This is a genomic window from Ruegeria sp. AWH4_226 (genome assembly GCF_056159225.1).
On record NZ_JBSWUU010000002.1, the window covers coordinates 107,752 to 122,149 of the forward strand.

At 55.0% G+C, this 14,398-nt stretch carries 12 protein-coding genes; 8 read left to right on the forward strand and 4 right to left on the reverse strand.

Going from position 1 to position 14,398, the window contains the following annotated elements; genetic code table 11:
* Positions 1-17 precede the first annotated feature (17 nt).
* Positions 18-905: a MurR/RpiR family transcriptional regulator gene (locus ACXAET_RS15960; RefSeq protein ID WP_475187396.1), complete on the reverse strand. Its 888-nt coding sequence runs from the start codon at positions 903-905 to the stop codon at positions 18-20.
* Positions 906-1,198: 293 nt separating this feature from the next.
* On the opposite strand from ACXAET_RS15960, the gene ACXAET_RS15965 reads away from it, so the two are divergent.
* Genes ACXAET_RS15965 through ACXAET_RS15995 form a run of 7 tightly spaced genes read left to right on the forward strand, consistent with a single transcriptional unit; the run spans position 1,199 to position 9,437 of the window.
* Positions 1,199-2,185: a thiamine pyrophosphate-dependent dehydrogenase E1 component subunit alpha gene (locus tag ACXAET_RS15965; RefSeq protein ID WP_475187397.1), complete on the forward strand. Its 987-nt coding sequence runs from the start codon at positions 1,199-1,201 to the stop codon at positions 2,183-2,185.
* Between the two features lie 18 nt (positions 2,186-2,203).
* Complete coding sequence (locus ACXAET_RS15970; RefSeq protein ID WP_475187399.1) at positions 2,204-3,208, forward strand: alpha-ketoacid dehydrogenase subunit beta; 1,005 nt, start codon at positions 2,204-2,206, stop codon at positions 3,206-3,208.
* 4 nt (positions 3,209-3,212) lie between these two features.
* Positions 3,213-4,427 carry a transaldolase family protein gene (locus ACXAET_RS15975; protein WP_475187400.1) on the forward strand — a complete coding sequence of 405 codons (1,215 nt, stop codon included), beginning with the start codon at positions 3,213-3,215 and terminating at the stop codon, positions 4,425-4,427.
* An 11-nt stretch (positions 4,428-4,438) separates the two neighbouring features.
* The gene (locus ACXAET_RS15980; protein ID WP_475187401.1) at positions 4,439-5,668 is read left to right on the forward strand and encodes a dihydrolipoamide acetyltransferase family protein; all 1,230 of its coding nucleotides are present in this window, start codon (positions 4,439-4,441) and stop codon (positions 5,666-5,668) included.
* Positions 5,669-5,697: 29 nt separating this feature from the next.
* Positions 5,698-7,698, forward strand: coding sequence for a transketolase (tkt, locus tag ACXAET_RS15985; protein WP_475187402.1), 2,001 nt, complete (start codon positions 5,698-5,700; stop codon positions 7,696-7,698).
* On the forward strand, positions 7,695-9,134 hold the full coding sequence (gene lpdA / locus ACXAET_RS15990) for a dihydrolipoyl dehydrogenase (RefSeq protein ID WP_475187403.1): 1,440 nt from the start codon (positions 7,695-7,697) through the stop codon (positions 9,132-9,134). The genes tkt and lpdA overlap by 4 nt, the downstream gene beginning before the upstream one ends.
* A gap of 9 nt (positions 9,135-9,143) precedes the next feature.
* Positions 9,144-9,437, forward strand: coding sequence for a hypothetical protein (locus ACXAET_RS15995; protein WP_475187404.1), 294 nt, complete (start codon positions 9,144-9,146; stop codon positions 9,435-9,437).
* A gap of 171 nt (positions 9,438-9,608) precedes the next feature.
* Here ACXAET_RS15995 and ACXAET_RS16000 read toward each other — a convergent pair whose 3' ends face one another.
* From ACXAET_RS16000 to ACXAET_RS16010, 3 genes are all read right to left on the reverse strand, one after another.
* The gene (locus tag ACXAET_RS16000; RefSeq protein WP_475187406.1) at positions 9,609-10,736 is read right to left on the reverse strand and encodes a hypothetical protein; all 1,128 of its coding nucleotides are present in this window, start codon (positions 10,734-10,736) and stop codon (positions 9,609-9,611) included.
* A gap of 172 nt (positions 10,737-10,908) precedes the next feature.
* The gene (locus ACXAET_RS16005; protein WP_475187407.1) at positions 10,909-11,685 is read right to left on the reverse strand and encodes a helix-turn-helix transcriptional regulator; all 777 of its coding nucleotides are present in this window, start codon (positions 11,683-11,685) and stop codon (positions 10,909-10,911) included.
* A gap of 203 nt (positions 11,686-11,888) precedes the next feature.
* Complete coding sequence (locus ACXAET_RS16010) at positions 11,889-12,926, reverse strand: helix-turn-helix domain-containing protein (RefSeq protein ID WP_475187408.1); 1,038 nt, start codon at positions 12,924-12,926, stop codon at positions 11,889-11,891.
* Positions 12,927-13,089: 163 nt separating this feature from the next.
* On the opposite strand from ACXAET_RS16010, the gene ACXAET_RS16015 reads away from it, so the two are divergent.
* Positions 13,090-14,289, forward strand: coding sequence for a sterol desaturase family protein (locus ACXAET_RS16015; RefSeq protein ID WP_475187411.1), 1,200 nt, complete (start codon positions 13,090-13,092; stop codon positions 14,287-14,289).
* Positions 14,290-14,398: the final 109 nt, after the last annotated feature.

Genomic DNA, 14,398 nt, shown 5'->3' on the forward strand with positions numbered 1-14,398 from the left:
CCTCCGAAAAAGTCGGATTAGTCTGGGTTGTAGTAATTCTTCAGCGCGGCGCCGGTCTTCAGAAGATAGTCTTTCTCACCGTTTTCTGACCGCATAAGAACCTTAAGATACAGAAGGTCTATCAGGAAAAGCTGGCAAATGCGCCCTTCCAGAAAGTCGCCAAACAGTGGGATTTGGGGTGCTCCTGTTTTCCATGTGGTCAGCGCCATTTTGGCAGCTCTTGCTACAGGTGAACGTTGATCCGAAGTTACCGCAATGGTCGGGATCCCGTTGGCATCGGCCAACACAAGCGCATTGGCGACCGATCGGGTTTGCCCTGTATGAGAAATACCGACCAGCACGTCGCCTGGTTGCATCGTCGATGCACAAATCGCTTGGCTGTAGTCGTCAGCGATGGCAACCGCATTGCGACCAGCTTTGTTGAACAGGTGCATGGCCTCAGTGCAGATGGACGCAGCACCACCAACACCGACAAAGACTATTCGCTGTGCGTGCACCAGGGTCTCAATTGCATCTTCCAGGGCCTGACGATTGATGATCTTCTGCGTCTCTTGAATTGACAGAGACAAGACTGCAGCAAGTTTGCTGCTGATCTCAGTTACGGAGTCAGAGTCAAGAATCTCCGATGGCATGTTTGGCAGCGGCAGGGTGGTGTGCGACCCGGCGGCTATGGCCAGTTTTAGATCGGGGTAGCCTGCGTAACCCAATGCCTTGGATACCCTGCTGATCGTCGCCTCACTGACTCCGATGCTTCGTGAAAACTCGGTTATCGAACTTTCCAACCGGGTATGTGAGTTCTTTAGTAGATAATCAGCCACGGTTTTTTCTGCATTTCTAAGCGAGTCGTAGTTCTCGTGGATGCGGTCGACGATTCCCTTGGAGTTTTGTGAATCAACATTGTTCATATGCGTTTGGGTCCAATACCGGCAATGGGGCTTTGTGTGCGTGGTGAAAGTTTGCTTCATACGACAGGCGAAGGCAAGCAGACGTGCGTATCAATTTATAAAACGGCAATAATCGGGTGGTGGCAGCATTTGAGAGAAACTAGGTGGCAGCGATTTTCAAATTTCCTTAGATGTGAAGGAAATTTTCCTCGACACTCGAACTGTGAAAATGTAGAACAGAATCTAGACGAGCTGGGCCAGCAACTTAACCAGAGTGTTTCGCTTATAAATGGCAGATTTTGGGAGGAAATCGAATGGCAACGAAGAAGTCTGCACAAAATGTACGCCCGAAGGAACTCTTGGAAAAAATTTTCAAGACCGCTTACTCGATCCGAGTTTTCGAAACTGGCGGCATTAAGTTGTACCGCCAAGGACTTATCCGTGGCTATTTTCACCCTTACCTCGGCCAGGAGGGTATCGCGACAGGTGTGTGTGCGGCGTTGAAAGAGGGCGACTACATTGCGTCCACGCATCGAGGTCACGGTCATTGCATCGCGTGGGGCGCAGACATCAAGCGCATGGTGGCCGAGCTTTTGCAAAAGAAAACCGGCTACTGTCAGGGCTATGGCGGCTCGATGCATATTGCTGACATTACTTCAGGCAACCTTGGTGCCAACGGGATCGTGGGTGCAGGCACGCCCCTAGGCGTCGGTGCGGCGTTGGCCAATCAAATCCGCGGATCGGATGCAGTCACTGTGACCTTCACGTCGGATGGCGCCTCAAACAACGGAACGTTTTTGGAAAGCCTCAACCTGGCTGCAATCTGGAACCTGAACTTTGTGCTGGTAATTGAAAACAACCAGTATGCTGTGTCTACGACAATCGCTGAATCGACCCGGGAAACCGATCTCTACAAGCGGGGAGAAGCGATCGGCGTACCGAGCTTCAAGGTCGATGGAAACGATCCGCTGGAGGTGCACGACGCCACGCAAAAGGCCGTCGAAATGTGCCGCGCTGGTAAGGGGCCTGTGTTGATCGAGGCGGTGACCTACCGCCATACGGGTCATCATGTGAACGACCCCGGTGCCTACATGCCCGAAGAGAAAAAGGCATATTACGCCGAGCGTGACCCAGTGGATCGGGCACGCAGCTACCTTCTTGAGATGTCCGATATGACCGAAGAAGACGTCGCTGCTCTGGAGGTGCAAATCGAACAGGAATTTGCCGACGCCGTCGAGTTTGCCAAGACAAGCGATGAGGTCACGGTCGACGAATTCAAAACCTTTGTGGCCAGCTACTAATTCAGGGGAGGTCCAGCCATGGCTGACAGGGAAATCATGTATCGGGACGCCCTGCGCGAAGCGATCGACGAAGAAATGGCCGCGAATGATCAGGTGTTCATTATAGGCGAAGGCATCGCGGAACGCGGCGGCAGCTACAAGGTTACCGAAGGCTTGCTGGCCAAGTATGGGGCGGGTCGGGTGCGCGACACTCCGATCGCCGAAGCCGGTATGATAGGTGTGGGCGTTGGTGCGGCCATCGCCGGAGCGCGGCCTATCGTCGAAATCCTGTATGTGGATTTTGCCATGCTGGGCATGGAAATGCTTGTAAACCAAGCCGCCAAATTCCGACTGATGACAGGGGGCGACGGTCGGGTTCCTTTCATCATGCGGACACAGGGCGGGACAGGTGGCGGCGTAGCGGCCCAGCACAGCCAAAGCCTTGAAGCGCTATTCTATCACATTCCAGGGCTGAAGGTCGTGATGCCGTCGACGCCATATGACGCCAAGGGACTTCTGAAATATGCCCTGCGCCAGCAAGACCCGGTGATGTTTATTGAACACAAGCATCTATACATGACCAAGGGCATGGTGCCGGAAGACGAATACGTAGTCGAATTCGGCAAGGCGGACATCAAGCGTGAAGGCAACGATGTCACTCTGATCGCGTGGTCAAACATGATCCCCCGCACTTTGGATGCAGCCCAGAAACTGGCCGCCGAAGGGATATCGGTCGAAGTTATCGACCCGAGGTCGCTTTCGCCGCTGGATACTGACACGATTTACGCGTCGGTCGGCAAGACCAACCGAGTGGTTATTGTGCAAGAGGCGGTGCGGCGTGGTGGCGTGGCCAGCGATATTGCCAGCCTGATCCAAGAGAATATGTTTTTCGATCTGGATGCACCGATCGAAATCGTGGCAGGCATGAACACGCCAATTCCATTCAATCTTGAATTGGAAAAAGCATCCGTCCCCCAGGTCGACGACATAACTGCAGCCGTTAGCAATGCGCTGCACGCCGAAACCAAGCTGGCGGCGGAGTAGGACCATGGGCAAGCACATACTCGAACGACTGGCCGAAACTAACCCGAACTGCGAAATCTGGTGGGACAGTTCGCCGTTGGTCTACGAAGCCTGGAAAGCGCAGGTTCTGGCGGATGCGCCCGATGAGAAGCGTTCGGATTGGCAGGCGCAATTGACGCGTCTTTTCGACCCCTCAACGGCACAATCTGATGGCAGAATGGGATTTCGTGGCGTGACCACGAACCCGCCTTTGTCGTTGCAAGCCTTGCAGCAGGACCCTGGCTTCTGGTCTGACCGTATCCTCAAAATCGCGCATGGCATTGCCAACCCAACAGTCGAGGCTGTCTATTGGCAGCTATATCTCGATATTGTGGGTGAAAGTGCTGCGATGATCCTACCTGTTTGGGAGAAGTCAGGTGGTAAATACGGTTTTGTCTCGGGGCAGGTCGATCCCCGGTTCGTAACAGACTTTGACCGGATGCTGGCGCAGGGGCTGGAAATTTATTCGCAATCGCCAAATGTGATGGTAAAGGTGCCAGGCTCGAAAGAGGGCTACGCGGTGATCGAGGAGCTAACCGCGCGCGGTATTTCGACCAACAACACAACCTCTTTTACAGTCTCACAATATGTCGCCTGCATGAGTGCCGTCAGTCGTGGCCTGGAACGGGCCAAGGCGGCGGGCATAGACCTTGGCCGCTGGCGCTCTGTAATCACTCATATGAGCTCCCGTCTGGGGAATATAGGTGATCTAAAGACCGAGGCCGAAGCGCGCGGTATCTCGCTGACGGATGAAGAGATCACGCTTGGTGAAATGGCGGTTCTTAAACGCGCCTATCGCTATGGCAAAGAAATTGGTCACCCTTCGAAGATGCTGCAATGTTCCATGCGGATCAAGGATGACGGCGTTTCTGCAAGTAGTTGGCATATCGAGAAAATAGCCGGATCAGATATGGTTTATACATGCCCGCCTTCTTACATCGCGCAGCTCATGCAGGCAGAGGATCGGATAGCCCCGTTCAAACTGTCGGCAATAGAGGAAGACGCCCCGGATGAGCTTATCGCGCGCCTGCGTCAACTGCCTTACTTTCGTCGCGCATACGACTTTGACGGCATGACGCCGAACGAGTTTTCCAGCTTTGGTGCGTTCACTGCTACGGCAACCGAATTCGCGGCGGCTACACGGAAGACCGTCGATTTTGTAGCTCGCGTGCTTGAAACCCTGGATGCCCGCGCGGCCTGAGGAGGAAAGACATGGCAAACTCCATTCTGGTGCCCCAGGTTGGTCAGGATTTGACTGAAGGGAAGATCCTCGAAATCAACGTCAAGGTTGGTGACAAAGTAGAAGTCGGTGACATAGTCGCAACGGTCGAAAGCGAGAAAGCAGCATTTGAGGTCGAAGCTTTTGAAGCCGGCACGGTTTTGAAGATCTGCTACGCTGCAGGTGACTGGGGCACTGTTCTTGAACCCCTCATTATTGTTGGCGAACCGGATGAGATACTGGATGACGCGGATGCAACTCCTCCCGCGGCGGACGCGTCATCCACACGCGAAGCAGGAGGAGAGGTGATCGAACTTGTCAGCGCAGCATCTGCGGTTGGTAAGCTCAGAGCCTCTCCTCTTGCCCGCAAGATTGCCATACTTGAGGGGCTGGATCTGAGCCAACTGACGGGGTCGGGGCCAAGGGGCGCTATTGTAAAGCGCGATGTCCAAGCGGCGCTGGAGGCCAAGGTCAAGGTTGCCGATATCGCAAAGCCTACTGCAACTGTGACGTCGACCGTTCCGCGCCCTGCCGCGCCAGTGCCTGCGATGCACGGTGAGGATGTAGAAATTCCACACAGCCGTATGCGCCAGATCATTGCTGATCGTCTCGTTGCGTCGAAACAGACTGTGCCGCATTTTTATCTGTCCGCGGAAGCGGATGTGACCGACTTGCTGGCCGATCGGAGGGCGTTCAACGAGTCGACGGGTTGCAAGGTAACGGTCAACGACATTCTTGTGCGGTGCTCGGCACTTACGCTGATGGAACACCGGGTGATGAATGCCCACGTAACCGACACCTCGGTCATTCAGAAGGCCGACATCAACATCGGCGTCGCAGTATCAGTTAAAGAGGGGCTGATGGTGCCGGTGGTGGCTGGAGCTGATCGGTTGGATACTCTTCAGATATCGAATGAGACCCGCGTGCTGGCCGAGGCCGCACGCCGCGGCGTCGCGAAGATGGCCGCACCGGGAACTTTCTCGATTTCGAACCTGGGAATGTTTGGCGTCAATGTTCTGCCGATCATCAATCCGCCTGAAGCCGCGATATTGGGTGTCGGGCCCACCAAAGAGCAGCTCAAACCCCATCGCGGCGGGTTTCATGTGCGCCAGATCCTGTCGCTGCACCTGTCTGCCGACCACCGCGCCGTGGATGGGGCGATTGCCGCCACTTTCCTCGCCCGCCTGGTCGAGGTGATCGAAACCTTCAAACTCAGGGCCTGACAAAAACGGGCACAAATAGGGAGTCCCCAATGGACCCAGTACGAGAAATGGCCAATGCCGTGCGGGTATTGGCAATGGACGCTGTTGAACAGGCGCAATCCGGCCATCCCGGCATGCCAATGGGGTTTGCCGATGTAGCGACGGTATTGTGGCGTGAGTATCTGAAATACGACGCCAGCACGCCTGACTGGCCGGATAGGGATCGCTTTGTTCTGTCGGCTGGTCATGGCTCTATGTTGCTGTATGCGCTGTTGCATCTGACGGGCTATCCCGGTTGGGACATCGGCACTTTGAAAAGGTTCCGGCAACTGGGGTCGCCTGCGGCAGGACATCCCGAATTCGGTCACGGGGCCGGAATTGAAACAACGACCGGACCTTTGGGTCAGGGGATCGCCACGGCGGTGGGCATGGCCATTGCCGAAGAAATGGATCGGGCCCGCTTTGGTGCGGAACTGGTAGACCATCGCACTTGGGTCGTGGCCGGAGACGGCTGTTTGATGGAAGGTGTCAGTCAAGAAGCCATCACGCTGGCGGGTCACCTGAAATTGTCGCGTCTGACCGTCTTGTTTGACGACAACCGGATCACAATTGACGGCGATACCTCCCTTACCACCCGAGAGGATCAACCGGCGCGCTTCGCCGCTGCTGGCTGGCATGTTCTTCAGTGCAGCGGGCATGACCCTGTCGCCATACGCGAGGTCTTGAACGAGGCGAAACACTCTGATCTTCCAACGCTGATCGCGTTCCGTACAATGATTGGTTTCGGTGCCGGAACCAAGGCAGGCACGGAAAAGTGCCATGGCTCTCCGCTTGGATCAGATCATATCGACGCTGCTCGACATATGCTGCAGTGGCCACATGCGCCATTCGACGTTCCCGAAAGCATTGCCGCCGCTTGGTCACGTGCTGGAGCGCGAGGCGCAAAAACACGCAAGGACTGGGAAAGCCGGTTGTCTGCCCGCAGCGACGCGGAACAGGCGGTTCTTCTGGCTCATATCTCGGGGGACTTAGAGACGGATGTTGCCGGAATTTGCCAAAGTGTCGTCGATGCCTTCGTGTCGCGAAACGATGCAATGGCAACGCGCGTGGCATCAGGGCAAGTGCTTGAGGCGTTGACCCGGCAAATACCGCAGCTGGTTGGTGGATCAGCCGACCTGACAGGTTCTGTCAACACATCCACGGATGCGCTGGACGCGATCACGCCCGGCGATTTCAATGGCCGTTTCATGCATTGGGGGATACGCGAACACGGCATGGCCGCTGCGATGAACGGGATGGCCCTGCATGGTGGCTGGGTACCGTTTGCTGGCACGTTTCTGGTGTTCGCAGGGTACATGATGGGGGCAATGCGCTTGTCGGCGCTGATGCAGCAAAAGGTGATTTATGTCCTGACCCATGACTCGATTGGCCTGGGCGAGGATGGGCCGACACATCAGCCGGTTGAGACTTTGGCGCAGTTGCGCGCGTTGCCCGGATTGACGGTCATTCGCCCCGGCGATCCTGTTGAGGTGGCCGAGGCCTGGCACGCGGCGCTGTCAGCCAGCGGCCCGTCCGCGATTGTGCTCAGCCGTCAGAAAGTTCCGCTGTTGCGGTATGGCGCGCTGGATCATGGGGGCGCGATGCGTGGCGGTTATGTACTGGCTGAAGCCGCAGGTGGTGCGCGCGATGTTACGTTGATTGGCACCGGCTCTGAAGTGTCGCTTGCCGTTGAGGCTCGGAACATACTGGCAAAAGATGGCATTCGCGCTGCCGTGGTGTCGCTGCCCAGCTTCGAATTGTTCAACGCGCAGCCAGATGCGTGGCGCCGCTCGGTCCTCGGGTCCGACCACGTGCCACGCGTTGCGGTCGAGGCAGCATTGCGATTTGGCTGGGACGGGATCATCGGGCGGGATGGCGGGTTTGTCGGCATGACAGGCTATGGCGCTTCGGCCCCTGCGTCTGAACTTTACCAGCATTTCAATATCACCGCGCAGGCCGTGGCACAGGCCGCGCGTGGTTGTCTGACAAAAAAGCTGGGAGAGCCGGCATGAGTAAATATGACCTGATCGTCATTGGCGCCGGCCCCGGCGGTTACGTGGCCGCGATCCGCGCTGCGCAACTGGGAATGAAAACAGCGGTGGTCGAGCGAGAGCATCTGGGTGGGATATGCCTCAACTGGGGGTGCATACCAACGAAAGCCCTGCTGCGATCCGCAGAGGTGGCGGACCTTGTGCGACATGCCGATGCCTTCGGGATCACCAGCAATGGTGCCAAGCCGGACCTCGCCGCCATCGTCCGAAGATCGCGCGACGTTTCGGCCAAGTTGACAGGAGGAATTGGTTTTGTCCTGTCCAAGCACAATGTCGATATTATCTGGGGCGAGGCAAAGCTGATCGCGCCGGGCACGATCAAGGTGACCAAACCTTCGCGCGCACCGATTCAGCCACAAAACACGCCGCCGCGCAAGGTGTTGGGTGCCGGGACGTATTCGGCCGGGAATGTCATCCTTGCTAGCGGTGCTCGACCTCGGGTGTTGCCAGGTCTGGAGCCGGACGAAAAGCGCATTCTGACGTATTTTGGCGCGTTGAAACCGCAAAGCCTGCCCAAACGCCTGCTGATTGTCGGGTCAGGTGCAATCGGGATGGAGTTTGCCAGTTTCTACGCGAGGATGGGCAGCGATGTGACCGTGATCGAGGTTATGCCCCGCATCCTGCCTGCCGAGGATGAGGAAATTGCCAAACAGGCACAGAAACGACTTGAGAAGACAGGTATTCGGTTCTTAGCAGGGGCCAGGGTCTCGGGCGCGAAATCGGATGCCAACGGTGTCTCGCTATCCTTCACAGACTCTTCGGGCAAGGACCAAGTGCTTGCGGCTGATGTGGTGATATCGGCCGTTGGTGTCATCGGGAACACAGAGGGGCTTGGCCTAAAGGCGTTGGGCGTTGCAGTCGAGAATGGCACCATTGTCGTTGATAGGGACGGGCGCAGTACTGTTGCCGGTCTGTGGGCGATTGGCGATGTCGCAGGGGCGCCAATGCTGGCCCATAAGGCCAGCCACGATGGCGTGCGTGCGGTTGAGGCGATAGCAGGTCAGGCAACCCATACACCACCACTTTCCGATATTCCCCGCTGCACCTATTGCGACCCGCAAATCGCATCAATCGGATTGACCGAGGCCCAGGCGCGGCATCTTGGCAAGCCAGTCAGGGTGGGTCGTTTCCCATTTGCGGCTAACGGCAAAGCCCTTGCATTGGGTGAGTCTGATGGCCTTATCAAGGTAATCTTCGACGACAAAACCGGCGAACTCTTGGGCGCTCATATGACCGGACCCGAGGTGACTGAGCTTCTTGCAGCTTTTTCTGTTGGAATGAGTGCCGAGGCGACGGATGAGGCACTGGCGCAGACGGTGTTCGCGCATCCGACCCTGTCAGAAAGCCTGCACGAAGCGACGTTGTCATCTTTTGGCCGTGCGCTGCACATCGCCTGAGCTTAGCACATGAAAGTTGTTGCTTTTGACCTAGACCGAATATTGATCGATACCGCTCCGGGCTTGCATGCGGCGGCAAACCTGATGCTTGAGGAGTTTGACACAAAACCACTGTCCCTCAGGACTGTAACGGGCTTTGTCGGCAATGGGGTTCCGAAACTGGTGGAGCGTTTCTTGCAAGAAGCCGGTCTCGCAGGCCGGAATCTTGACCTTGTGCTAAGTCTGTTTTCTGGCGTCTATGGTAGTGACCATGTTTTGGAACCGATCCCTACCAAGGAGTACGTCACCTGTTGGAAAATCTAAAGTCCGCAGGCAAAACCTTGGGGATCTTAACGAATAAACCAGAAAAAGCTGCCCGCAAAAAAACAGGTCCCGGCCCCGCTTTCCGTGTGCCTGCGAGAACAGCAATCATCCCGTTAGAAAACGAAGGCGCACCTAAATGCGCCTTCCATCACCGTCGAACGGTCCTATCGTTTAGACGTAGTCGAAAACAAGATAATCCGTGTACGTATCTCCGCCGCGTTGGGTTTCATACAGGATTGTAAAGCTGTCGCTGTCTACTCCCACGAGTTCCAGTCGTTCGTCGTTATCGACTATTCCACCGGCACCTGATACACCGCCGATTTCCCCTCCCGCTGTTACCAGAGCATCCAAAAGGTTGTTATCGTCGAGTTTGTTGTTGCCTGCCCCGCTGTTCAGGCCACCGCCGAGGTTGAATTGGAACTCAGCTTCAATCTTTTCGAACAGAAATCCATCGCTGGAAGTTCCTTCCGTTCCACCGGCTTCTGGCAAGTTTGCGCTGTCGTTCGTGTCTTCTAGAATGACAAAGTCATCGTCTCTCTTGTTGACTGTATTTTTGAAATTGTTGATCAGTGCATCAATTGAGCTTTCGGTGTTGGAAAGCAGGTCTCCAATTCCAGTTACGATAAGCGTGTCGCTTGGGTTATTGCCATCCGTGAGGCTAAGCGCGATCGAGTTTGCATCAACATCGATGATTTCAACGCCGTCAATCGCTTCGCCTTTTAGAAGCTTGGCAATCGTGTCTTCCAGAGCGACCTTGCCAGCGTTGTCTTTGCCCTCTTTTATGTTGTTGTTGATAAGATCAAAGTCATCATATGCGCGATCGCCAAGGATGCTTAGGATGTCACCACTGTCCTCGTTCAGATCCAAAATTGAAAACTGCCGGGCGTTGTTGTTGTTATCGTTCGGGTTTAAAACCCCACCGTCGAGGTTCGCCAAGGCTTCTTTAGCGGCAACGCCCTCAAACACCATATAATCTGTGGTTCCGCCCGCGCCGGACACCGCGACGGTAAAGCTATCGCCATCGAGTCCGACGAGTTCGACCCCACTTACGCCATCGCCAAGCAGCAGCTCTTTTAACAGCGCCTCGGCGTCGTTTACGCCGCGCTTACTGTCGTAATTCATCTGTCCACCGACCAGATCGCGAAACTCACCATCACCGACTACGTTGGTTCCGCCGACATGGTCTTTTCCAGTGACTTTATGTCCTTTGTCTTTGGTCTCTTCGAGGACCAGAGCAATCTGATTGGTCTTGTTCTTGACATCGACGCGCGTGTCGAAGGAACTGGTGATACTTGTCATAACTCTTCCTATGGTTCATCCACACCTGTCGAGCGTTTTAACAGTTCATTAACCAGCTCCCAATTGCGCCCCTTTAGTAAAATAATGGCAAAAATAGGGCACACACTCTCCTTATGCGGGTGATCTTCTTACGCCACACGCTATGCGAGAATATGGGGATTTCACTTATGTGTTAAATTAGAATCAAACCTAGCTCGAGAGCGAGTGCAACCGCATGTGCTGCTGACCGTGCACCAAGTCGCTTGCGCGCACTGGCAATTTGGGCTCGTATCGTTGTGAGCGAGCGCCCCTCTTCTTCGGCAATTTCGCGTGGGCTCAGGCCTTTCGCTAGTTGGGTGAGTACATGGGCCTCTCGCTCGGTGATAAGGTCCACGGTATCGGATACCGCGCGATCACGCAAAACAACGCTTGTAAAGGCGGTTGCGCCAAGCATCAGCAAATCAGTGTGGTGTCTCGTCAGGTCGCGGAATTGAGTGCGACCTTGCTGTTTGTTCATTGCGAAACCGAACCAACCGGCATGCGGGCGACCTGGCATTTCCACCCGAACGACGCCGTGACCGGAATAATCTCGTTCATAAAGAAGCTGTTTCACTTTAGCTGCGCCGTGAACCAACGCACGAGGAGCTTTCGCAAGCGCGTCTTCAGAGTCAACGAAGCGCGCGCCGCGCGCGATGGATTGTGATACCGGGTCGCTCAGATGCAAGTTTTGATTTGTGTACAGTTCAAACGTGGTCTCGTAGAACGGTGTTCCATATGTCAGGTCAATCGACACCAAATCTTCCGGAGAGGCAATTACGCCAACGCCGCAGATGTCAAAGCCCAGATCGCGGCACAGTTTTTCTAGATCGGGCCAAGCTGCATCCCCGTTAGTGGACTTGGCGATACTGGAAAGACTGCGCAATGCGGATTGGCTTTCGCGATAAGCCGAAAGTAATGAGATTTTTTTCATTTTTCTCAAATATACTTTGACCGATAAAAGTAAATTAATGTCTCACAGAATATCCTAAAACAAATCTGAATTGCATACATTAATATTTTTGAAACTAAAATGAACCATTGACGTAGGTCTATTAATTTTTGTTGTGTAGCAAGGTTATGGATCGATAAGAGTCTGCGGATTGCTGGGCGCATTAAAAACGTGAATGTGGAAGCCTAAACGCTCGTTACATTGTCGAACCGAATTCGCTTCCGAAATTCCGTCGGCGACATACCTTGCGAGGCGCGAAAGGCTCGGTTGAATGGTCCGATAGAGGAAAAACCAACGTCATAGGCGATGCTTTGAACGGGATAGTTCGACTTCATGGGATCGGCCAAAATCAGCTTCGCGTGCTCAATACGATAGCTGTTGACGAAACTACTGAAGTTGCGAAACCCAAGCTCTTTATTGATCGCGTGTCTGAGACGATGCTCTTGCGTCCCTAAATGAGCCGCGAGTTGAGCAATGGTCAGGCCTTCCTTCTTCCAGAGACCGCCCGCCATCGCGGATTTCGCCTGACCGGCCAACAGATGGTTCTCGGGAAAATCCCGGGGTCGCAGATGTACCGTTTTTTGTTTCGATGGCCAAACCTCGGACACAGGCCGAACCGCCCACACTAGGAATGCCGCTGCAAAACAAAGCATTGCGACGGCATGGATAACGAAGGCCCATTCCGGTAGTTCATCATCTTGCCCGGTCACTTCCAGACTGGTGATGATGATTACTGTCGCTGCCATCATCAAGAGGAACCATTTTCGAAACCTTCGGCGTTCTTCAACGAGGTCTCCGTCGCCGCTTGCGACGACCACAAAAGCGAGATGGCTGAACAGGATGATGGCCGCGATGCCACGGGCGAGATCGGCAAAGGGTACGGTTGACGGAAGCCACGCCCCGATGATCACGACAAGTCCGATGGCAATCTGCCACGGCGAAAACCTGACGTCGTCGACGAAAAACTCAAGCGACGCCCAGTAGCCCAGGACGGGAACCAGACCGGCCAGTCCAATGAGGATCACAGTAGTGTACCCTTCTGGCACCGGGATATGCGGGGATGACACAATCAGATAGCCGCATAACCCAACACAGAAGGCGGTTACAGAAAGCGATTTTCGTGACAGGTCGAGCCGAGCTGAGAAGACTAATGCGCACACAAAAAAGATCGCAACTGCGCCGCCACGCAGGAACACATCAAGAATTCCCCAAGTATCGCTCATGCCTCATGAACACATGCAGGACGCCAAACCGTCAACACAGCGTCGCAAACCGATTCTGAAAAATGTTGGCTGATTTCGAAAAATCCGATGCGATTTCAGAATTCGGCGCGCATTCTTCACGCCGAAGGGTCACCAAGCCGGAAACGACAGTCGGAGTGACCAAATGAATCAGATTCTAGAAACCGTCAAAAGTATCCTGCCCCTCTATGTCGACGTGTTCGGAGGCGATCTTTTACGCTACGTTATGGGCGCAGGCGGCGTCTACCTCGCGATTAATCTGGCGATGTCGCGTCGTCTTGCGGATCAGAAAATCGGCGACCGTAAGATACCCGCCGGCCAGATGCTCCGAGAGGTACGCGCCAGTGTCCGTACTGTCGCTATTTTCGCGGCAACCGGGACGTTAATTGCCATCGGCGCCAGAAGCGGCTTGATGTCTGTTTATCCGGGCGTCTCGGATTATGGCACCACGTATTTCTGGATCAGCGCGGCTCTTTTGATTGTCCTCCACGACGCGTGGTTCTACTGGACGCATCGCGCATTGCATTATCCGCCGCTTTTTCGCCGACTCCATCGTCTGCATCATCGCTCGAACCGCCCGACGCCCTTTACAGCTTACAGCTTCGATATCGGCGAGGCCGTCGTTAATGCGCTGTTCCTGCCGTTGATCCTGATTGTTTTGCCGGCACATCCTTTGGCGCTTCTGATCTTTGTCACGCACATGATGTTTCGGAACGCCCTGGCACATTGCGGCTATGAGGTTTTCCCTGCGCGACGTGACGGACGTCCGCTCTTTGGGTGGATGACTACGGTCACGCATCATGACATGCACCACGCATACGCCGGTAAGAACCTCGGATTTTATTTCACATGGTGGGACCGTTGGATGGGCACCGAGCATCCGGCCTACCTCGACGCCTACAAGAAGGTGGGAAAGCCCATTTCGGCCGGATCCGTGCGACTGGGCGTTGTTCTTGTAATCTTGTTTCTCGGCTTGGGAGCCGGCGGCGCACTCGCGTCAGAGCTAAAGGGCAGGTATGCATCCCCTGGGCTTGCTGTCATCGTCGAATTTAACCCTTGTCGTGCGTCTCCTGACAGGCGATGCGGTACGCTTGTTTGGGTGTGGGACCCCGGTTCGATGTCGCATGCTGAGGTTGGCGATGTCATCCTGCCGAACCTTGAGTTTGATGGCGAGCGTTGGGTCGGACATCTGAAAAACCCCCAAAACGGATGGGTCTTTAGGGGAAATGTCGCGCAAGCTGGTCGCGACCGACTTAATCTGAAGGGATGTGCAGGACCCATTTGCGCGCACCAAACCTGGTGGTCGGTAGATCATCTGACAAAAGTTCTTGATCGTGGCTGGTGATTTGGTCGCGCTACTTCGCCGCTGTGTTCTTGGTTGTCCGAAGAAAACAGAAAAGCATCGACGAAGTTGCCCCACACTGCGTCAGCGTTCAAAGGCTTGTTGACACTCA